The sequence below is a fragment of the Mycobacterium sp. genome (assembly GCF_029961025.1).
Lineage (GTDB): Bacteria > Actinomycetota > Actinomycetes > Mycobacteriales > Mycobacteriaceae > Mycobacterium.
Map to the genome: position 1 here is coordinate 53431 of NZ_JASBVP010000002.1, position 19440 is coordinate 72870.

Annotated in this window: 18 protein-coding genes, 1 tRNA gene and 1 other RNA gene; 9 read left to right on the forward strand and 11 right to left on the reverse strand. The window is 67.4% G+C overall.

The features are described 5' to 3' along the window. Positions 1-8: 8 nt before the first annotated feature. Both QJR12_RS01040 and QJR12_RS01045 read right to left on the reverse strand, forming a co-directional pair. The gene (locus QJR12_RS01040; RefSeq protein ID WP_300575248.1) at positions 9-1043 is read right to left on the reverse strand and encodes an aspartate-semialdehyde dehydrogenase; all 1035 of its coding nucleotides are present in this window, start codon (positions 1041-1043) and stop codon (positions 9-11) included. Continuing rightward, positions 1043-2308: an aspartate kinase gene (locus QJR12_RS01045; protein ID WP_300576439.1), complete on the reverse strand. Its 1266-nt coding sequence runs from the start codon at positions 2306-2308 to the stop codon at positions 1043-1045. The genes QJR12_RS01040 and QJR12_RS01045 overlap by 1 nt, the downstream gene beginning before the upstream one ends. A 310-nt stretch (positions 2309-2618) precedes the next feature. Between QJR12_RS01045 and leuA the strand changes: the two genes are divergently transcribed. After that, positions 2619-4667 carry a 2-isopropylmalate synthase gene (gene leuA / locus QJR12_RS01050; RefSeq protein WP_300575250.1) on the forward strand — a complete coding sequence of 683 codons (2049 nt, stop codon included), beginning with the start codon at positions 2619-2621 and terminating at the stop codon, positions 4665-4667. Positions 4668-4721: 54 nt separating this feature from the next. Here leuA and QJR12_RS01055 read toward each other — a convergent pair whose 3' ends face one another. Beyond that, the gene (locus QJR12_RS01055) at positions 4722-5717 is read right to left on the reverse strand and encodes a DEDDh family exonuclease (RefSeq protein WP_300575252.1); all 996 of its coding nucleotides are present in this window, start codon (positions 5715-5717) and stop codon (positions 4722-4724) included. A gap of 102 nt (positions 5718-5819) precedes the next feature. Between QJR12_RS01055 and QJR12_RS01060 the strand changes: the two genes are divergently transcribed. Both QJR12_RS01060 and QJR12_RS01065 read left to right on the forward strand, forming a co-directional pair. Continuing rightward, positions 5820-7118 (forward strand): Mur ligase family protein, encoded by a 1299-nt coding sequence (locus QJR12_RS01060; RefSeq protein ID WP_300575254.1) that lies wholly within the window; start codon positions 5820-5822, stop codon positions 7116-7118. A gap of 17 nt (positions 7119-7135) precedes the next feature. After that, entirely contained in the window at positions 7136-7858 is a 723-nt protein-coding gene (locus QJR12_RS01065; RefSeq protein ID WP_300576442.1) for a type 1 glutamine amidotransferase, read from the forward strand. On the opposite strand, the gene recR is transcribed toward QJR12_RS01065, so the two are convergent. After that, the gene (gene recR, locus QJR12_RS01070; protein WP_300575256.1) at positions 7833-8444 is read right to left on the reverse strand and encodes a recombination mediator RecR; all 612 of its coding nucleotides are present in this window, start codon (positions 8442-8444) and stop codon (positions 7833-7835) included. The genes QJR12_RS01065 and recR overlap by 26 nt on opposite strands. 1 nt (position 8445) lies before the next feature. Further along, positions 8446-8784, reverse strand: a complete 339-nt coding sequence (locus QJR12_RS01075) for a YbaB/EbfC family nucleoid-associated protein (protein ID WP_300575258.1) — start codon at positions 8782-8784, stop codon at positions 8446-8448. Between the two features lie 98 nt (positions 8785-8882). On the opposite strand from QJR12_RS01075, the gene QJR12_RS01080 reads away from it, so the two are divergent. Next, entirely contained in the window at positions 8883-9644 is a 762-nt protein-coding gene (locus tag QJR12_RS01080; RefSeq protein WP_300575260.1) for an Rv3717 family N-acetylmuramoyl-L-alanine amidase, read from the forward strand. Positions 9645-9715: 71 nt separating this feature from the next. On the opposite strand, the gene QJR12_RS01085 is transcribed toward QJR12_RS01080, so the two are convergent. After that, positions 9716-10162: an SRPBCC family protein gene (locus QJR12_RS01085; protein WP_300576445.1), complete on the reverse strand. Its 447-nt coding sequence runs from the start codon at positions 10160-10162 to the stop codon at positions 9716-9718. An 84-nt stretch (positions 10163-10246) separates the two neighbouring features. Between QJR12_RS01085 and QJR12_RS01090 the strand changes: the two genes are divergently transcribed. Both QJR12_RS01090 and QJR12_RS01095 read left to right on the forward strand, forming a co-directional pair. Next, on the forward strand, positions 10247-11623 hold the full coding sequence (locus QJR12_RS01090; protein ID WP_300575262.1) for an FAD-binding oxidoreductase: 1377 nt from the start codon (positions 10247-10249) through the stop codon (positions 11621-11623). Beyond that, on the forward strand, positions 11620-12927 hold the full coding sequence (locus tag QJR12_RS01095) for a class I SAM-dependent methyltransferase (protein WP_300575264.1): 1308 nt from the start codon (positions 11620-11622) through the stop codon (positions 12925-12927). The genes QJR12_RS01090 and QJR12_RS01095 overlap by 4 nt, the downstream gene beginning before the upstream one ends. A 37-nt stretch (positions 12928-12964) precedes the next feature. Here QJR12_RS01095 and QJR12_RS01100 read toward each other — a convergent pair whose 3' ends face one another. The 3 genes from QJR12_RS01100 to ffs form a co-directional block, all read right to left on the reverse strand. Further along, entirely contained in the window at positions 12965-14719 is a 1755-nt protein-coding gene (locus QJR12_RS01100) for a DNA polymerase III subunits gamma/tau (RefSeq protein WP_300575266.1), read from the reverse strand. Between the two features lie 6 nt (positions 14720-14725). Further along, positions 14726-16024, reverse strand: a complete 1299-nt coding sequence (locus tag QJR12_RS01105) for an aminotransferase class I/II-fold pyridoxal phosphate-dependent enzyme (RefSeq protein ID WP_300576448.1) — start codon at positions 16022-16024, stop codon at positions 14726-14728. A 97-nt stretch (positions 16025-16121) separates the two neighbouring features. Next, positions 16122-16218: signal recognition particle sRNA small type (ffs, locus tag QJR12_RS01110), an RNA gene on the reverse strand. Positions 16219-16283: 65 nt separating this feature from the next. Between ffs and QJR12_RS01115 the strand changes: the two genes are divergently transcribed. Next, positions 16284-16369, forward strand: a tRNA-Ser gene (locus tag QJR12_RS01115). 76 nt (positions 16370-16445) lie between these two features. Beyond that, on the forward strand, positions 16446-17351 hold the full coding sequence (locus QJR12_RS01120) for a hypothetical protein (protein ID WP_300575268.1): 906 nt from the start codon (positions 16446-16448) through the stop codon (positions 17349-17351). A gap of 43 nt (positions 17352-17394) precedes the next feature. Here QJR12_RS01120 and QJR12_RS01125 read toward each other — a convergent pair whose 3' ends face one another. After that, complete coding sequence (locus QJR12_RS01125; RefSeq protein WP_300575270.1) at positions 17395-17862, reverse strand: DUF5078 domain-containing protein; 468 nt, start codon at positions 17860-17862, stop codon at positions 17395-17397. Between the two features lie 144 nt (positions 17863-18006). Between QJR12_RS01125 and QJR12_RS01130 the strand changes: the two genes are divergently transcribed. Next, the gene (locus QJR12_RS01130) at positions 18007-18675 is read left to right on the forward strand and encodes a cutinase family protein (protein ID WP_300575272.1); all 669 of its coding nucleotides are present in this window, start codon (positions 18007-18009) and stop codon (positions 18673-18675) included. 75 nt (positions 18676-18750) lie between these two features. Here QJR12_RS01130 and QJR12_RS01135 read toward each other — a convergent pair whose 3' ends face one another. After that, positions 18751-19431: a sensor domain-containing protein gene (locus QJR12_RS01135; protein ID WP_300575274.1), complete on the reverse strand. Its 681-nt coding sequence runs from the start codon at positions 19429-19431 to the stop codon at positions 18751-18753. Between the last annotated feature and the right edge of the window lie 9 nt (positions 19432-19440).

The window sequence follows — 19440 nt, forward strand, 5'->3', positions numbered from 1 at the left end:
CCCGCGGATCACAATTCGGCGAGCAGCAGCTCGGCGATCTGGATGGTATTGAGCGCCGCCCCTTTGCGCAGGTTGTCACTGCAGACAAACAACGCCAGGCCGCGCCCGTCGGGCACGCTGCGATCCTGTCGGATCCGGCCGACCAGCGACTCGTCGACACCGGTGGCGGCCAACGGCGTCGGCACATCGACCAGCTTCACACCCGGAGCGCCGTCGAGAAGCTCGCGGGCTCTGCGGGGTGAGAGCGGCCGGGCGAACTCGGCGTTGATCGACAGCGAGTGGCCGGTGAACACCGGAACCCGCACGCAGGTACCACTGACCAAAAGGTCGGGAATACCGAGAATCTTGCGGCTTTCGTCACGCAGCTTCTGATCCTCGTTAGTCTCGCCGGAGCCGTCATCGACCAGGGTGCCGGCCAGCGGAACCACGTTGAACGCGATCGGCGCGACGTAGGCGCTGGGCGTCGGGAACTGCACGGCACCGCCATCGTGCACCAGGTGCTCGGCGTGATCGATAACCGCGCGGGTCTGCCCGGCCAGTTCGGTCACCCCGGCCACACCGCTGCCGGACACCGCTTGATAGCTGGAGGCCACCAGGCGTACCAGGCGGGCCTCGTCGTGCAGCACCTTGAGCACCGGCATAGCGGCCATCGTGGTGCAGTTGGGGTTGGCGATGATGCCTTTGGGTCGGTTGTGGGCGTCACGGGCAAAGTTCACCTCGGCGACCACCAGCGGGACCTCGGGATCCTTACGCCACGCCGAAGAGTTGTCGATCACCGTCGCCCCGGCCGCGGCGAAGCGCGGCGCATGCAGCCGAGACACCGTCGCCCCTGCGGAAAACAAAGCGATGTCCAGCCCGCTCGGGTCGGCGGTGGCAACGTCCTCAACCTCGATCTCCGCACCGCGGAACGCGAGCTTGCGGCCCGACGAGCGGGCGGAGGCGAAAAACCGCACCGTCGTGGCGGGAAAGTCGCGCTCGTCGAGCAGGGTGCGCATCACCTGGCCCACCTGACCGGTGGCGCCGACGATCCCGAGCGCGACCATTACCGCCCCGTCCCGGCGTACACGGTCGCCTGTTCCGTGCCGCCGAGACCGAACGCCTCATGCAGTGCGAGCACCGCCTTGTCCAGTTCGGTGTCCTTGATCAGCACCGAGATCCGAATCTCGGAGGTGGAGATCAGGTCGATGTTGATCCCGACGGCGGCGAGCGCTTCGCAGAACGTGGCGGTGACGCCGGGATGGCTGCGCATGCCCGCCCCGATCAGCGAGACCTTGCCGATGTGGTCGTCGTAAAGCACCTGGGTGAAACCGATCTCATTTTTGAGCGACTCGAGCTTGGCCACCGCGGTGGGTCCGCTGGTGCGTGAGCAGGTGAAGGTGATATCGGTCTTGCCGTTTTCGACCTTGGACACGTTCTGCAGCACCATGTCGATGTTCACGTCGACATCGGCGACCGCGCGAAACACCTTGGCCGCATAGCCCGGGAGGTCAGGAAGTCCCACGACGGTCACCTTGGCCTCGCTGCGGTCGTGGGCCACTCCGGTCAAGATAGGGTCTTCCATAGGCTTGTCCTCGATCGATCCGGCAACGACGGTGCCGGGCTTGTCCGAATACGACGAGCGAACGTGCACCGGAATGTTGTAGCGGCGGGCGTATTCGACGCACCGCAGCATCAACACCTTCGCACCGCAGGCCGCCATCTCCAGCATTTCTTCGAAGGTGACGGTGTCCAGCCGGCGGGCGTTGGGCACGATCCGGGGGTCTGCGCTGAAAATACCGTCCACGTCGGTGTAGATCTCGCAGATGTCGGCGCCCAGCGCGGCGGCCAAGGCGACCGCCGTGGTGTCCGAGCCGCCGCGACCCAGCGTGGTGATGTCCCGGGTGTCCTGGCTGACCCCCTGGAAACCCGCGACCAGCACGATCTGGCCCTCGGCGAGCGCGGATCGAAGTCGGCCCGGGGTAACGTCGATGATTTTCGCATTGCCGTGCGTGCCGGTGGTGATGACACCGGCCTGCGAGCCGGTGAACGAGCGGGCCTGAGCGCCGAGCGACTCGATGGCCATCGCCACCAGCGCGTTGGAGATGCGTTCACCGGCGGTCAGCAGCATGTCCAGTTCGCGGGGCGGCGGCACCGGACACACCTGCTGGGCCAGCTCCAGCAGGGCGTCGGTGGTGTCGCCCATGGCCGAGACCACTACCACCACGTCGTTGCCCCGCTTCTTGGTCTCGACGATGCGCTCGGCGACGCGGCGGATTCGTTCGGCATCGGCCACCGACGAACCGCCGTACTTCTGCACGACGAGCGCCACTATCACCTCTCGATTCACCAGCATCGCTGGGGTTTAGGTCCACAACAGAATACGTGGGTCCGCCCGGCGACAGCGCAGGCCATGCGAGGCCTCCCGGCCCCGGCCCGAAAACCCCGGGGCCGGCGCCGGCGTCCCCCCGGGCCGGACCGGCATTTCGGTAACCGGACCCCGCGCGGTAGAGTACCCACTGTGCAGCGGGTGCTCCTTCTCGGACGCCGCGGCGGGGTCTGATCCGGACCGGCTTCCCGTCGCGGGTGTTCGCGATGCGCCGGTCTGAGGTTCCTTTTCCGTAACCCTGGAGCAATTCACTGTGACAAGCTTTTCCCGGCCTTCCCCCGACGGCGCGGACGCGTTCACGTCGGTTCACACCATCACCAAGCCCGCGGGCGCGCCTAATCCCGGCCAGCCCGCGTGGAACACCCAGCGCGGTTCCAGCATGCCGATCCATCGCTACCGCAGCTACGCCGAGGAAGTCGAACCGATCAGCCTGCCCGACCGCACCTGGCCCGACCGCGTTATCGACAAAGCCCCGCTGTGGTGCGCGGTGGATTTACGCGATGGCAATCAGGCCCTGATCGACCCGATGAGCCCGGCGCGCAAGCGTCGTATGTTCGACCTGCTGGTGCGGATGGGCTACAAGGAGATCGAGGTCGGCTTCCCGTCGGCGAGCCAGACCGATTTTGATTTCGTCCGCGAGATCATCGAGCAAGACGCGATCCCCGAGGACGTCACCATTCAGGTGCTCACCCAGTGCCGTCCGGAGCTGATCGAGCGCACCTTCCAGGCATGCCGGGGCGCGCCGAAAGTGATCGTGCATTTCTACAACTCGACATCAATCCTGCAGCGGCGCGTGGTATTTCGCGCCGACCGCGCCGCCGTGCTGGAGATCGCGGTGCAGGGCGCCCGTAAATGCCTCGAAGAGGCGGCCAGGTATCCCGGAACACGGTGGCGGTTCGAGTACTCCCCGGAGTCCTACACCGGCACCGAACTGCAGTACGCGAAGCAGGTGTGCGACGCTGTCGGCGACGTTATCCGTCCGACTCCGGACAACCCGATCATCTTCAACCTGCCGGCCACCGTCGAGATGGCAACCCCCAACGTCTACGCCGACTCGATCGAATGGATGAGCCGCAACTTGAAATGGCGTGAGTCCGCCGTCCTTTCGCTGCATCCCCACAACGACCGCGGAACCGCCGTCGCTGCAGCCGAATTGGGGTATCAGGCGGGTGCCGACCGGATCGAGGGCTGCCTGTTCGGCAACGGCGAACGCACCGGCAATGTCTGCCTGGTGACGCTGGGGCTGAACCTGTTCTCCCGCGGCATCGACCCGCAGATCGACTTCTCCAACATCGACGAGATCCGGCGCACCGTGGAGTACTGCAACCAACTGCCGGTGCACGAAAGACACCCCTACGGCGGTGATCTGGTCTACACCGCGTTCTCCGGCAGCCATCAGGACGCCATCAACAAGGGGTTGGACGCGATGAAGACCACCGCGGATGAGGCCGGGTCCGACGTCGACGACATGCTGTGGCAGGTGCCGTACCTGCCGATCGACCCGCGTGATGTCGGACGCACCTACGAAGCGGTGATCCGGGTCAACTCCCAGTCGGGCAAGGGCGGGGTGGCCTACATCATGAAGACCGACCACGGCCTGGTGCTGCCACGGCGGTTGCAGATCGAGTTCAGCCGGGTCATCCAGAAGATCGCCGACGGCGAGGGTGGGGAGGTCTCGCCGAAGGAGATGTGGGAAGCCTTCGCCGAGGAGTACCTGGCCCCGGTCCGGCCGCTGCAGTGGGTGCGGCAGCGGGTTGTCGCCTCCGAGGTCAACGGCGGCACCGACCGTATCGAAGCTGTGGTGCGGGTCGACGGCGTGGAGACTGAGATCAGCGGCACCGGCAACGGTCCGCTGGCCGCCTTCGTTGACGCGCTCAGCCAGATCGGCTTCCACATCCACGTCTTGGATTACTCCGAGCATGCGATGTCCGCCGGAGAGCAGGCGCAGGCCGCAGCCTACGTCGAGGCGTCGGTGGTGAGGATCGCCAGCGCGGCGCAGCCGGGCGCAGCGGGTCCTCACCCAGGGGACAGCGTGAGGATCGCCAGCGCGGCGCAGCCGGGCGCAGCGGGTCCTCACCCAGGGGACAGCGTGAGGATCGCCAGCGCGGCGCAGCCGGGCGCAGCGGGTCCTCACCCAGGGGACAGCGTGAGGATCGCCAGCGCGGCGCAGCCGGGCGCAGCGGGTCCTCACCCAGAAGACCACGGCGCTCGGCCGGTATGGGGCGTGGGCATCGCGCCGTCGATTACCACCGCGTCGCTGCGCGCCGTGGTATCGGCGGTGAACCGCGCCTGCCGCGGTTGAACCCGGGGCCGAGTCCGAATTCGTCGAAGTCCGCGGCGTTCGGCGAGCGGTGGGTCAAAACAGCGCGTACTGTCCGCCTGGGGCCGTCGCACCGGTGAATTCCGCGGTATCGGTGCCGGCGGCGACGTCCTCGGCGCACTCCAGGAAAGACACTTCGGAGACCACCGGCACGCCCAGCTTCCGGGCCAGGTAGCCGTTGCCGTGCTTGGGACACGGTTCGTTACAGACCACCAGCGAGGTTTCCGGGTCGACGGTATCGGAATAAGCCAAGCCGGCGTGCAGAATCCTCTCGATGAGCTCCTCCTGGGTCCGGGTCACCTGGGCGGTCAAGGCCACCCGCATCCCCTGGACCAGCGGCTTGCCGTGCACATACCGGCCCGGGTTGCGATAACGGCACGGCATCCGTGACGCCAGCGTCCGCAACGGGCGCAGCTCGTCGTGGGTGACCCGGCCATTGGGCCAGCGCCGACGGGTGACCGGACGCACGGGCAGCCACACGCCGCGCTCCCGGGCCCGCTCAAGCGCCGCGGGAAGCACCCGGCTCAACACCAGGGCGTCGTCGAGCGCGTCATGCGGCCGCTGCTGCACCACCCCCCAGTGCGCGGCGAGCGTCTCCAACCGCACATTGTCGACGCCGAGGTCTAACCGACGGGCCAGCTCGACGGTGCACATGACGGTGTCGACCGGCAGTTCCGCTCCGGCCATCTCGGCTTCGGCGGCCAGGAACGCGTAGTCGAACGCGGCGTTGTGCGCGACCAGGGTGCGGCCGCGCAGCACCTCCACGACCGTGCCGACGATCTGGGCGAACCGCGGCTGGTCGGCGAGCATCGCGGCGGTCAGGCCGTGCACATGGGTCGGGCCGGGATCCACCCCGGGATTGAGCAGGCTTACGACGGATCGCTCCATTCGGCCCTCGGGATCTAGGCCCAGCACGGCCAGGCTGATGACCCGCGCCGGACCGGGCCTGAAGCCCGATGTCTCGACGTCGACGACGGCCCAGCCGCCGCCGGGAACGGTGGCCGGCCGGCCCCAGGTCATACTCGGGGTCATCCTCGGGCCTGCCACCGGGGCATTCGCATGAATTGAGGATGGCACGTCGCACCGACGTCACCGGGGTCACACCGACCCGTGTCGTGACCTTAAACTGCGCGGGTGATCACCACCCGGGCACGTCTCGCACTCGCCGCCGGAGCCGGCGCGCGGTGGGCGTCGCGGGTCACCGGGCGCGGCGCCGGAGCCATGATCGGTGGGCTGGTCGCCATGACATTGGACCGCTCGGTTCTGCGGCAGCTCGGCGCCGGACGGCGCACCGTCATCGTCACCGGCACCAACGGCAAGTCGACCACCACCCGGATGACCGCCGCCGCGCTGCGCACGTTGGGCGCTGTGGCCACCAACGCCGAGGGTGCCAACATGGATGCCGGCCTGGTGGCCGCGCTGGCCGCGGATCGCGACGCTGGGCTGGCGGTCCTGGAAGTCGACGAGATGCATGTGCCGCACGTCTTGGACGCGGTGGAAGCCGCCCTGGTCGTCCTGCTCAACCTGTCGCGCGACCAGCTGGACCGCGTCGGCGAGATCACCGTCATCGAACGCACCCTGCGGGCCGGGCTCGCCCGGCACCCGAAGACCATCGTCGTCGCCAACTGCGATGACGTGTTGATGACGTCGGCGGCCTACGACAGCGCTCAGGTGGTGTGGGTGGCCGCGGGCGGCGGGTGGTCACGCGACTCGGTCAGCTGCCCGCGCAGCGGCGAGGTGATCGTTCGTGAGGGCCACCACTGGTATTCCACGGGAACGGATTTCAAACGACCCCGCCCGCACTGGTGGTTCGACGAGGACACCCTATACGGGCCTGACGGGCTGGCGCTGCCGATGCGGCTGGCGCTGCCCGGCTCGGTGAATCGCGGCAACGCCGCCCAGGCGGTCGCGGCCGCTGTCACGCTGGGGGCGGATCCCGCGAGTGCGCTGACGGCCGTGTCGAGGGTCGACGACGTCGCCGGACGCTACCGGACGTGGCGTCTCGGTGAGCACATCGTCAGGCTGCTGCTGGCCAAGAACCCCGCCGGGTGGCAGGAGGCGCTCTCGATGGTGGATCGGCACGCGGACGGGGTGGTCATCGCCGTGAACGGACGAGTCCCCGACGGTGAGGACCTATCGTGGCTGTGGGACGTGAGCTTCGAGCGGCTGGCCGACGAGCCCGGCGGATCACCGGGCGCCGGGGGGCCACGAGGCGAAGCCGGCGGGGATAAGCGGAGCGAGCGCCCACCGGTGGTTGCCGCCGGCGAACGGGGCACCGACCTGGCCGTGCGGCTTGAATACGCCGGGGTGCGGCACACCCTGGTGCATGACCCGGTGGCGGCCATCGCGTCGTGCCCCCCCGGGCGGGTGGAGGTCGTCGCCAACTACACCGCATTTTTGCAGCTGCACCGGAGCTTGGCGGGGCTCAAATGACCCGTGCGGCCGACTCGGTGGTGCGGATCGGGCTGGTGCTGCCGGACGTGATGGGCACCTACGGCGACGGTGGCAATGCGGTGGTCCTGCGGCAACGACTGCTGTTGCGGGGCATCGCGGCGGAGATCGTCGAGATCACGCTGGCCGACCCGGTGCCCGAGTCGTTGGATCTCTACACGCTGGGCGGTGCCGAGGACGCTGCGCAGCGGCTGGCCACCCGCCACCTCATCAGACATCCCGGGCTGCAGCGCGCGGCCGGCCGGGGGGTGCCGGTGCTGGCTGTTTGCGCGGCGATTCAGGTGCTCGGGCAGTGGTATGAGACCTCGGCCGGGGAACGGGTCGAGGGCGTGGGTCTGCTCGACGTGACCACTTCGCCGCAGGCGAAACGCACCATCGGCGAGTTGGTCAGCACGCCCGTGCTCGTCGGCTTGACCCAGCCGTTGACCGGTTTCGAGAACCACCGCGGCGGGACGGTCCTGGGCGCCGCGGCATCGCCACTGGGCGCGGTGCGCAAGGGGGCGGGCAACCGGCTGGGCGAGGGCTTCGACGGCGCGGTGCAGGGCAGCGTCATCGCCACCTACATGCACGGCCCGTGCCTGGCCCGCAATCCCGAGCTGGCCGACCTGCTGCTGACCCGAGTGGTCGGCGAGCTGACGCCGCTGGAGCTTCCCGAGGTGGAGCTGCTGCGCCGCGAGCGGTTGCGAGCGCAGCGGCCTAAACCATGGCGCGGCGGCCGGTGAGCGCGCGGCCCAGCGTCAACTCGTCGGCAAACTCCAGATCACCGCCCATCGGGAGCCCCGATGCCAGCCTCGTCACGGTCAGCCCCGGGATGTCGCGCAGCACCCGCAACAGGTAGGTAGCGGTCGCCTCACCCTCGGTGTTGGGGTCGGTGGCGATGATGACCTCGCAGATCTGTACCCCCTCGGCCGGCTCGCCGATGCGGTTCAGCAGCTCCCGGATGCGCAGCTGGTCGGGACCGACGCCGGACAGCGGATCCAGCGCGCCGCCAAGCACGTGGTAGCGGCCACGGAATTCGCGGGTGCGCTCGATGGCCGGAATGTCCTTCGGCTCCTCCACGACGCAGACCTGCGAGCCGTCCCGCCGCGGGTCGGCGCAGATGCGGCAGCGCTCGGCGTCGGAGACGTTGCCGCACATCGAGCAGAACCGCACTCCCTCGCGAACCCTCGCCAGCACCGCGGTCAGCCGGTCGATCTCCGGCGGCGCGACAGACAACAAGTGAAAGGCGATGCGCTGCGCGCTCTTCGGCCCGATACCCGGCAGCTTGCCGAGCTCGTCGATGAGATCCTGGACCGGGCCCTCGAACAAATCAGGACTCCGCCTTGCCCGGCACGCCGCCTAACCCGCCGGCCAGCGGCGCCAGCCGGGCCCGCGCCATGCTGGTGACCTGTTGGGCTGCGTCGGCCAGTGCGCCGACGATCAAGTCCTGCAACGTTTCGATGTCCTCGGGGTCCACGACTTTGGGGTCGATCTTCACGGCCACCACCTCGCCGTTGCCCTTCGCCGTGACCCGCACCAGACCCCCGCCGGCTTGCCCGTGTATCTCGGTGTCGGCGAGCTGCTGCTGGGCTTCGATCAGCCGTTGCTGCATCTGTTTCGCCTGGGCGAGCAACGCCGACATATCCGGCGGTTGGCCTCCGGGTTGCATGACGGTCCCCTTGCATTGTGGTCTCGACTTGGTGTCGCCTGCGGTTCTCGCGCGGTTCGAAGCATTCAGCGTAGCCGCCGTCGCGCTACGGTAACCCAATGCACGCGCCCGTTTGCCTCCGTGTCGGGGTGGCGATGGCCGCCGGTGTGCTTGTCGGCGCCTCGATGCCGGGCATGCCCATGGCGGCCGGGGTTCCCGCGAACGTCGCCGGCATGATCGTGTTCCTCGACCCCGGGCACAACGGCGCCAACGACGCGTCCATCACCCGCCAGGTGCCCACCGGTCGCGGCGGCACCAAGGACTGTCAGGCCAGCGGAACGGCGACCAGCGACGGCTATCCGGAGCACACCTTCGCCTGGGACACCACGCTGCTGGTCCGGTCCGAGTTGAACGCGCTGGGGGCTCGAACCGCCATGTCGCGCGGCGACGACACCTCGGTGGGTCCCTGCGTCGACGAGCGGGCCGCCATGGCCAACGCGGTGCACCCCAACGCGATCGTGTCCCTCCACGCCGACGGCGGCCCGCCGACCGGGCGAGGCTTCCACGTCAACTATTCGGCTCCCCCGCTCAACCCGGTCCAGGCCGGCCCGTCGGTGCAGTTCGCGCGGATCATGCGTGACCAACTGGCGGCCTCGGGTATTCCCCCCGCCAATTACATCGGCCAAAACGGGCTGTACGGGCGATCCGACCTAGCCGGACTCAACCTGGCGCAGTATCCGGCGATCCTGGTCGAATTGGGCAACATGAAAAACCCCGCCGATTCGGCGCTGATGGAGACCCCCACGGGTCGGCAGAAATACGCCGACGCCGTGGTCCGTGGCATCGTGGCCTTCCTGGGCACGCAACCACAGGCCCGGTAGGGCCCACACTTCGACCGGCCCAACCCGCCCACCGGTGCGCCCAGGCGGATCCCAAAACCGCCGGCAAAACACTAGGGTTCCGAGCGTTCGAGTTCTTTTTTCAGGTTGGCCAGCACCTCGGCCTGGATCTTCTTCAGGCCCAACGGCGCAAAGGTCCTTTCGAAGAAACCCTTGACACCGCCCGCGCCCGTCCACGAGGTCTTCACGGTAACGCTGCATCCGGTTCCGGCCGGAGCCACCGTCCAGTTGGTGACCATGGAGGAGTTCGCGTCCTTCTCGATCACGGTGTGCCCGGCGACGTCGACGCTGGCCTGCACGTCACGGACACGTGATTTGGTGGCCTGCAGCTTCCATGTGGCAACCGTGCCCTGCCCCTTGCCGCCCCGCACCACCTGGTACTCGCTGAAGTGCCGCGAGAGGATCTTCGGGCGAACGGTTTGATAGTCGGCAAGGGCGTCAAGGACCCTCGCCGGCTGCGCGTTGATCACAACGGTGCTGGCTGCGCTGATCTGTCCCATGCGGCAAGACTCCTCTGTCACGGTGGTGGCGCTCCGGATGTCGGCGTCGTGCACGCGCCGCCCCTGGGGACTAGGGTATATGTGATGCCCGATGCAGCAGGCGGATCAGCGGCGTATGCGGCGGGCGTCGAGCGGTTGTTGGCGAGCTATCGTGCCATCCCCGCAACGGCGTCCGTCCGGCTTGCCAAGCCCACTTCGAACCTGTTTCGCACCCGGGTTAAACGCGACGCCCCGGGTCTGGACACCTCGGGTCTGACCGGCGTCATCGCCATCGATCCCGAGGCCCGAACGGCCGATGTGGCCGGGATGTGCAGCTACGAAAAGCTGGTGGCCGCGACCCTGCCCTACGGAATGTCGCCGCTGGTGGTGCCGCAGTTGAAGACCATCACCCTCGGCGGTGCGGTCACCGGGCTGGGTATCGAGTCGGCATCGTTCCGCAACGGTCTGCCACACGAATCCGTGTTGGAGATGGACATTCTCACCGGGGCCGGCGAACTGCTCACGGTATCTCCCCGCCAGCATGCCGACCTTTACCGTGCTTTCCCGAATTCCTATGGAACACTGGGCTATTCAACTAGGCTGCGGATTGAGCTGGAGGACGTCACGCCGTTCGTCGCGCTGCGGCACGTCCGGTTCCACTCGCTCGCCGAGATGGTCGCGACAATGGACCGGATCGTCGACACCAAGGGTTTCGACGGCGTTCCCGTGGACTACCTCGACGGGGTGGTGTTCAGCGCCGGTGAAAGCTATCTGTGCGTCGGTGTGCGGACCACCACCCCCGGCCCGGTCAGCGACTACACCGGGCAAAACATTTACTACCGGTCGATTCAACATGACGCCGGCGTCAAAGAAGACCGGTTGACGATTCACGACTACTTCTGGCGCTGGGACACCGACTGGTTTTGGTGCTCGCGTGCGTTCGGCGCCCAGAACCCGCGGGTGCGCCGGCTCTGGCCGCGGCGCTACCGGCGCAGCAGCGTCTACTGGAAGCTGGTGGCCCTAGACCGGCGCCTCGGGATCGCCGACCGCATCGAGAAGCGCCGGGGTCGCCCGCCGCGCGAACGCGTGGTGCAAGACGTCGAGGTGCCGATCGAGCGCTGCGCCGAGTTCCTCAAGTGGTTCTTAGACACCGTGCCCATCACACCGATCTGGCTGTGCCCGCTGCGGCTGCGCGATCGTGACGGCTGGCCGTTGTACCCGATCCGGCCCGACCGCACCTACGTCAACATCGGGTTCTGGTCCTCGGTTCCCGCGGGAGCGACCGAGGGTGCGACAAACCGGTTGATCGAGGCGAAGGTCGGCGAACTCGACGGTCACAAGTCGTTGTACTCCGACTCCTACTACACCCGTGAGGAGTTCGACGAACTCTACGGCGGGGAAACCTACAACACCGTGAAGAAAGCCTACGACCCGGATTCGCGTCTCCTCGATCTCTACGCAAAGGCGGTACAACGACGATGACGACGATCAAGGACCCTACCCGCACCGCCGGCAAGCTCAGCCTGGCGGAGATTTTGGCGCTCTTCATGCAAGGCGGATCGCGGCCGCTGAAGTTCACCGCCTATGACGGCAGCTGCGCCGGGCCCGACGACGCCGTGCTGGGCCTGGATCTGCTCACCCCGCGGGGGACTACCTACCTGGTCACCGCGCCCGGCGAGCTCGGTTTGGCCCGCGCCTACATCGCGGGTGACCTGGAGCCGCGCGGCGTGCACCCCGGCGACCCGTACGAGCTGTTGAAGGCACTGGCCGAAAGGCTCGAGTTCAAGCGGCCGTCGCCGCGACTGCTGGCCAGCGTCGTCCGCTCGGTCGGCCTCGAGCACCTGATGCCGATCGCACCGCCGCCCCAGGAGGCCCGGCCGCGGTGGCGGCGGATCGCCGAGGGCTTGCGGCACAGCAAGGCCCGCGACGCCGAAGCCATCCACCATCACTACGACGTCTCCAACGCCTTCTACGAAATGGTGCTCGGCCCGTCGATGACCTATACCTGCGCGGTCTACCCGCACCCGGGTGCGACGCTGGAGGAGGCCCAGGAAAACAAGCACCGGCTGATTTTCGAGAAGTTGCGCCTGCGACCCGGCGACCGGTTGCTCGACGTCGGCTGCGGCTGGGGCGGCATGGTCCGCTACGCGGCCCGCCGCGGTGTGCGGGCCGTCGGGGCCACCCTGTCGGCCGAGCAGGCCGCCTGGGCGCAAAAGGCGATTTGCGACGAAGGGCTCTCGGAGCTGGCCGAGGTCCGCCACTGCGACTACCGCGACGTCCCCGAGACCGGGTTCGACGCGGTCTCGTCGATCGGGCTGACCGAGCACGTCGGGGTGAAGAACTACCCGTCTTACTTCGGCTTCCTCAAACGCAAGTTGCGCACCGGCGGCCTGCTGCTCAATCACTGCATCACCCGCCCCGACAACAGCTCGACATTCCGGGCCGGCGGCTTCACCGATCGCTACGTTTTCCCCGATGGGGAGCTAACCGGGTCGGGGCGGATCACCACCGAAATCCAAGAAGCCGGTTTTGAGGTGCTGCACGCGGAGAACTTCCGCCACCATTACGCGATGACGTTGCGCGACTGGTGTCGCAACCTCGTCAGCCGCTGGGACGAGGCGGTCGCCGAGGTCGGTCTGCCCACCGCCAAGGTGTGGGGGCTGTACATGGCTGCGTCGCGGGTAGGCTTCGAGCGGAACACGATTCAGCTACATCACGTGCTGGCAAGCAACGTCGACAAGCACGGCCGCGATGAGTTGCCGCTGCGCCCGTGGTGGCAGCCATAGCACACTGCGCGACGGCCGGGACTTCCCGAGGTTTCGGCTAGCCGTTTTCGATGCGCCTGGCACCGAGATGGTTTTGCAGTAATTCGAGCGCCACTTCCTCGGGATCGCGTTCCCTCTCCGGGGCGGTGTCTCGGCCCGCTTCGGCCAGCATGCGCTCCTCCTCGGCACGCTGAGCGGGGTCGACGGGCGCGGGTGTATCGGAAGCTCCGGTCGATGGCGCGGCCGTCTCGCACCGTACCCGCCAATCCACCCCGAGCACATCTTTGAGTGCCGCGGCAATGACGTCGGCGTTGCGTTGTTCGCTCAGCCGTCGGGCCAATGGCGCCGATTCATGGGTCAGCACCAACGTGTTGTTCTCTACGACGCGCACGGTGGCGCCGGCCAGCATCACCTCGGTGGTGCGGCTACGCCGTCGCACCTTGTCGCGCACCGCCGGCCACATGGTTCGCACTGCAGCCGCGTCGGGTGCACCGGGGACCGCGGTCGCCGCCGGTGGCCTGCCGGGTGGCCCGTCGTTCGCCGGCGTGCCCGGTTCGGGCATCGGGACGTGGGCGGCTTCGGACGGGGTTTTGCGCGCCGGCCCGCTCGGGGTCGACCGATCCGAAGCAATGGGCGCCGGAATCGACATGTTAAGCCGGGTTTCGATCCGCTCCAGGCGCTGCAGCAGCGCCGACTCGCTGTCGCTGGCCGACGGGAGCAGCAGGCGCGCGCAGATCACCTCGAGCAGCAGACGCGGGGCCGTCGCACCGCGCATCTCACCCAGGCCGGCCTGCACCACCTCGGCGTAGCGGGTCAGCGTTGCCGGGCCGATGCGGGTCGCTTGGTCGCGCATCCGCTCTAGCACGTCCTCGGGCGCGTCCACCACGCCCCGGGTCGCGGCATCGGGAACTGCTTGCAGCACAAGAAGATCGCGAAAGCGCTCCAACAGATCAGCGGCAAAGCGGCGGGGGTCGTGGCCGGCCTCGACCACGGATTCGACCGCCCCGAACAGCGCCGCGGCGTCCTCGGCGGCGAGCGCGTCGACGGCCTGGTCGATCAGCGCAATGTCGGTGGCGCCCAGCAGCCCCAGCGCCCGCTGATAGGTCACCCGAACCCCATCCGGACCCGCTTCAGAACCGCCGATCAGCTGATCCAGCACCGAGAGTGTGTCGCGTGGCGAGCCGCCGCCGGCGCGGATCAACAACGGATACACCGCGTCGTCGACGATGACGCCTTCTTGGCGACAGATCCGCTCAACTAGTGCCCGCATGGTGCGCGGCGGCAAAAGCCGAAACGGATAGTGGTGGGTGCGCGAGCGAATGGTCGGCAGCACCTTCTCCGGTTCGGTGGTGGCGAATACGAAGATGAGGTGTTCGGGCGGTTCCTCCACGATGGTGAGCAGTGCGTTATATCCCGCGGTGGTCACCATGTGCGCTTCATCGATGATGAACACCCGGTAGCGCGACTGCGCGGGCGCGTAGAACGCGCGGTCCCGCAGCTCGCGGGTGTCGTCCACGCCGCCATGGCTGGCCGCATCGAGCTCGACGACGTCGATGTTGCCGGGTCCGTTGGGCGCCAGCGCCACACAGGACTCACAAACCCCGCACGGGGTGGGCGTCGGTCCCTGCGCACAGTTCAACGAGCGGGCCAGGATGCGCGCCGACGACGTCTTCCCGCAACCCCGCGGCCCGGAGAACAGGTAAGCGTGGTTAATCCGCCCCGCGGCTATCGCGGTGGACAGCGGCTCGGTGACGTGCTCTTGCCCCACCACCTCGGCGAAGGTTGCCGGCCGGTATTTGCGGTAAAGGGCCATGGTCGGTCAACCCCGCCCGGAGACGCGTTCGGGCCGGGCCAGAAGCGTCTCGGTGGCCGCCAGCAGTGCACAGGTCGCCAGCCCGTCGATCGCGGTGCGCAGCTCCGGTATCGACGGGTATGTCGGCGCGATCCGGATGTTTTTGTCCTCCGGGTCGTGGCGGTACGGGAACGTCGCACCCGCCTCGGTGACCGCGATACCGGCGTCCTTCGCCAGAGCGACGGTGCGCCGCGCGGTGCCGGGCAGTACGTCGAGGCTGACAAAGTAGCCACCCTTGGGTTCCGTCCAGGTCGCGATCTTAAAGTCGCGCAATCGTGTCCCGAGGATCTCGGCGACCAGCGCGAACTTGGGCGCCAGCAGTTGCTGGTGGCGCAGCATGTGCAGGCGAACACCGTCGGCGTCGCCGAAAAACCGCAGATGCCTCAGCTGGTTGACCTTGTCCGGACCGATCATCTTTTTACCCGTGTATTGCAGATACCAGGCGATGTTGCCCAGCGATCCGCCGAAGAAGCTGACGCCGGCACCGGCGAAGGTGATCTTCGACGTCGAGGCGAAGACATAAGGCCGGTTGGGGTTGCCGGCCTTGGCGGCCAATCCGAGCACATCGATCTGCGGAACGAAATCCAGCGTCAGGGTGTGCACCGCATACGCGTTGTCCCAAAACAGTCGGAAATCGGCTGCTGCCGTTCGCATCTGGACCAGCCGGCGCACTGTCTCCCAGGAGTAGGTGACGCCGGTCGGGTTGGCGAACACCGGTACCGCCCACATGCCCTTGATGGCGGGGTCGACGGCGACCAATTCTTCGATCAGGTCGACGTCCGGGCCGTCCCCGCGCATCGGGATCGGAATCATCTCGATCCCCATCGACTCGGTGATGGCGAAATGCCGGTCGTAGCCCGGGACGGGACACAGGAACTTGACGGCGGGTTCGTCCTTCCATGGCCGTGGCGAGTCCACGCCGCCGTGCAGCATCGAGAAAACGACGATGTCGTGCATCATCTCCAGGCTGGAGTTGTTGCCCGCGATCAGGTTGGGCACCGGAATGGATAGCAACTCGCCGAATATCGCCCGCAGCCCGGGCAGGCCGTGCAGGCCACCATAGTTACGGGTGTCAGTGCCCTCCTCGTCGCGGTAGTCGTCTCCGGGCAAACTCAGCAGCGCGTTGGACAGGTCAAGCTGCTCGGGTGAGGGTTTGCCCCGGGTGAGGTCCAGGGCCAACTTCATGGCCCGCAGCTTCGCGTAGTCCTGCTGGTGGCGCGCATGCAGAGCTGCCAACTCCGCACGACTGAGGGAATCCAACGACACCTCGCGCCCTTTCACTCGCGCCGTTTCACCGGGAAACGCCGTGGCGCCTTAGAAGGCGTATCAAGAAGTACCGGGTCCGGCCCGCCAGGGGCCGCCGACTTGGGGGACCCCGCGCACCCGCCAGAGCCCGTTGACCCTTGCTGCCTTCCGGCCCTGGGGGAGTTCACAGGATGGACGCCGCACGGGGTCCATCGCGAGTGTAGTACCCGGGCGGGAGTGATCGGCGCCGGCCAGATGAGGCTCGGCTACCATGGCCGACGGAGGATTCGCCTAGTGGCCTATGGCGCTCGCCTGGAACGCGGGTTGGGTTAATAGCCCTCGCGGGTTCAAATCCCGCATCCTCCGCGCTCGGTCCGAGGTGCGACCAGACGTGGTGGTCGGGCCTTTAGGCCAACGTGAGCCCACCAGCATGAGGAGGGTTATGGGGCGCACCGTCGCCATGCTGTGGCACGCGTTGTTTTCCGTTGCCGCCGGCGTTCTCTACTTCTTTTTCGTGTTGCCGCGCTGGCCTGAGCTGATGGGCGACACGACGCACGCCCTGGGCACGGCGCTTCGGATCGTCGTGGGCGCGCTGATCGGACTGGCCGCGTTGCCGGTGGTGTTCACGCTGTTACGCACCCGCAAACCCGAGGCCGGCACCCCGCAGCTGGTCCTTTCTTTACGGATCGGATCGATCGCGGCCCACACGCTGGCCGGGGTGCTGATCGTCGGCACCGCGATCAGCGAGATCTGGCTCAGCCTCAACGCCGCCGGGCCGTGGTTGTTCGGGATCTACGGGGCCGCAGCTGCGGTTGCGATCCTCGCGATTTTCGCGTTCTACCTGTCGTTCGTTGCCGAACTGCCACCACCGTCGCCGAAACCGGCCAAGCCGCAGAGGGAACCCATACTCCGGCGTCTGCGCCGCAAGAGGGACCGCAAGAAAGGGCCGGAGACCGCCGAGGTCGAGGTCAGCGAGGCCGAGACCGTCGAGGCTGAAACCGTCGAGGCCCAGACCGTCGAGGCCGAGGTCAGCGAGGCCGAGACCGTCGAGGCCCAGACCGTCGAGGCCGACGAGGCCCAGGTCAGCGAGGCCGACGAAGCAGTAGACGTCGGGACGGGTGCCGAAGCAGGCGGGCCACCGGACCCGTCGGCACAGCCTGCGCCAACCGCTCCCGCCTCCGGGCCCGAATCGGGTACCGAAGAACCGCCGGCGGCTGAGGATGCCCTCACCACCGAAGCGCCCCGGGGGAGGTTGCGCAACCGGCGGCCGAGGGGTAAGTCGTCGATGCGACCCCGCCGAGGCCGCCCCCGCGGCGGGGTCGCGGTCGAAGACGCGGTCGACGACTAAAAACTAAAAAGAGGGCCTAAAGGGGGCTAGGAGGCGCGGCGCATCACGTCCAGCCCCACACCGACATGTCGGCCGGTGGGTAGTGCGCGCAGTTGTCGGTTTCTTTCGCGACGACGCCCTTGTTGTTGAAGAAGATCTTCATGTGGTTGGGCCAGGCCAGCCACAGCGGGTCGGCGACGGGCGCGTAAAAATGCCCGGAATAATCCCGGCGTTCTGCCGGTGACAGCGAGAAAAACCAGTGCGCCTTGTCCTGGGTCGCCTGCTGAACGTTCGGGTGATTGTTGTAGTCGATCATGTACCGCTCGTAATACACCGGGGCGAAGTCTCGGGCGGCTGCCAATATTTGTTCGGCGGTGCAGGTGGTCTCGATCATTCTCCGGGGAATGGGGAAGTCGTCGGTGGAATCGTTAGGGTCGGCCGCGGCTTTCGCGGGTAAGGCCGTCGCAGCCATCCCAAGGGTGAGCGCTGCGGCACCTGCACACAGAACCGGACTCAAACGAAATCGGCGCATAACCGTCACTATAGGCCGTTTCATCCTGGGCGAGAACGGGACCGGTGCCTTAGGACGCCCGGCGGCGGGTGCGGTGCTCGGCAGCGGTGTCCGACCGCACCCGCCAGTTGCCGACCGAAGTGAACGATGTGTCAGCATCAAGAGATGCCGATCCCCGACATCGCCCGCGTCCTGGGTGCCGCGGCCTGGACGGCGAGCGTGCTACTGGTCGCACCCGGCGATCATCCTGCCGCCGTCGCTGACCCGTGTCCGGACAGTGAAGTCGTGTTCGCTCGCGGTACCGGCGAACCCCCCGGTGTCGGACGGGTCGGCCAGGCGTTCATCGGCTCGCTTCGTGCGCAGGTTCCCGGCCTATCGCTTGGCGTCTACCCGGTCAACTACCCCGCCAGCAGCGACTACGTCAACAGCGCCTCCGCCGGCGCTAACGATGCGAGCACCTACGTCGAAAACCTGGCCGCCAAATGCCCCGCCACCAAAATGGTGCTGGGTGGCTACTCTCAGGGCGCCGGCGTCATCGATTTGGCCACCGATTCGATGCCGCCCCAGGTGGCCAATCACGTCGTTGCGGTCGCCCTCTTCGGCAATCCGCAGAGCACCTACGCCAAGTCGCTGGCGGGTGGTCAGCTGCCGACGATCAGCCCGCTCTACCGCGCTAAAACCATCGACTTGTGTGTTCCCGGTGACATGATCTGCTCCGAGGGCGGCAGCATCGTCCCGCACCTGTTGTATGTCCCGGAGATGACCGACCAAGCGGCCGCATTCGCCGCTAGCCGGCTCCAGCCCGGCGACGATGCCGGCCGCGCGGCGGCCTGAGGAGGAGCCGGGCCATCGGCTCCAACCCAGCGACCCCGGCGACGATGCCGGCAGCGCGGCGGCCTTCCTGCCCGTTTACGTGGGTACCTTGGCGGCGATCTGGTTGGCGATATCGACAGCCGAGTTCTTCGGATCGGCGCTGCACGTGTTGACGTCGATAATCACGTTGTTTCTGACCGCCAGCGCCCGTCCACAGGCCCAGCCCTCGCCTGGGGCGTTCTCCAGGGTTGCGATGGTGCTCAGCATGCCGTCGGTGTGGGATATCGCGCCCACGGTCCACTGCGTTTTGGACTGGATATGCGTGTACTGGTGGCAGGCCTGCCACTTCTGCGCCGAGGCGTTGAAGAAGGCCTGCGCTTGTTTGGCGGAGGGAAATAACACCACTGCCTGCTCGGCGAAATGAGTGAAGTTATCGCCCTCTTGGAGGGTTTGATCACGCACCGCCATGAAATTGCTGCCGGCGTAGACCTGGGCCTGTGCCGCGCCATCGATGGCCAGGCATTCCCGCGGTTCCATCGTGGCGCTGTCGTCGGGCATCGCGACGCGGCTCTTCGTGACCGTCATGCCGGTTGCCCCCATGGCGGCATTGATCTGCTCGGGTGTGAGCAGAAACCCTTTCAGCGCACCCTCTGCAACCGGAGGCGCAATTTTTTTGGTGGTGGTCGACGTGGTGGTCGTCGTTTTGTGGCTCGGGTTGCCGGCGGTGCTGCATGCCCCGATGAGCATGCAGAGCGCGGCAGCACCGAACGCGGCCATTAGTCGACC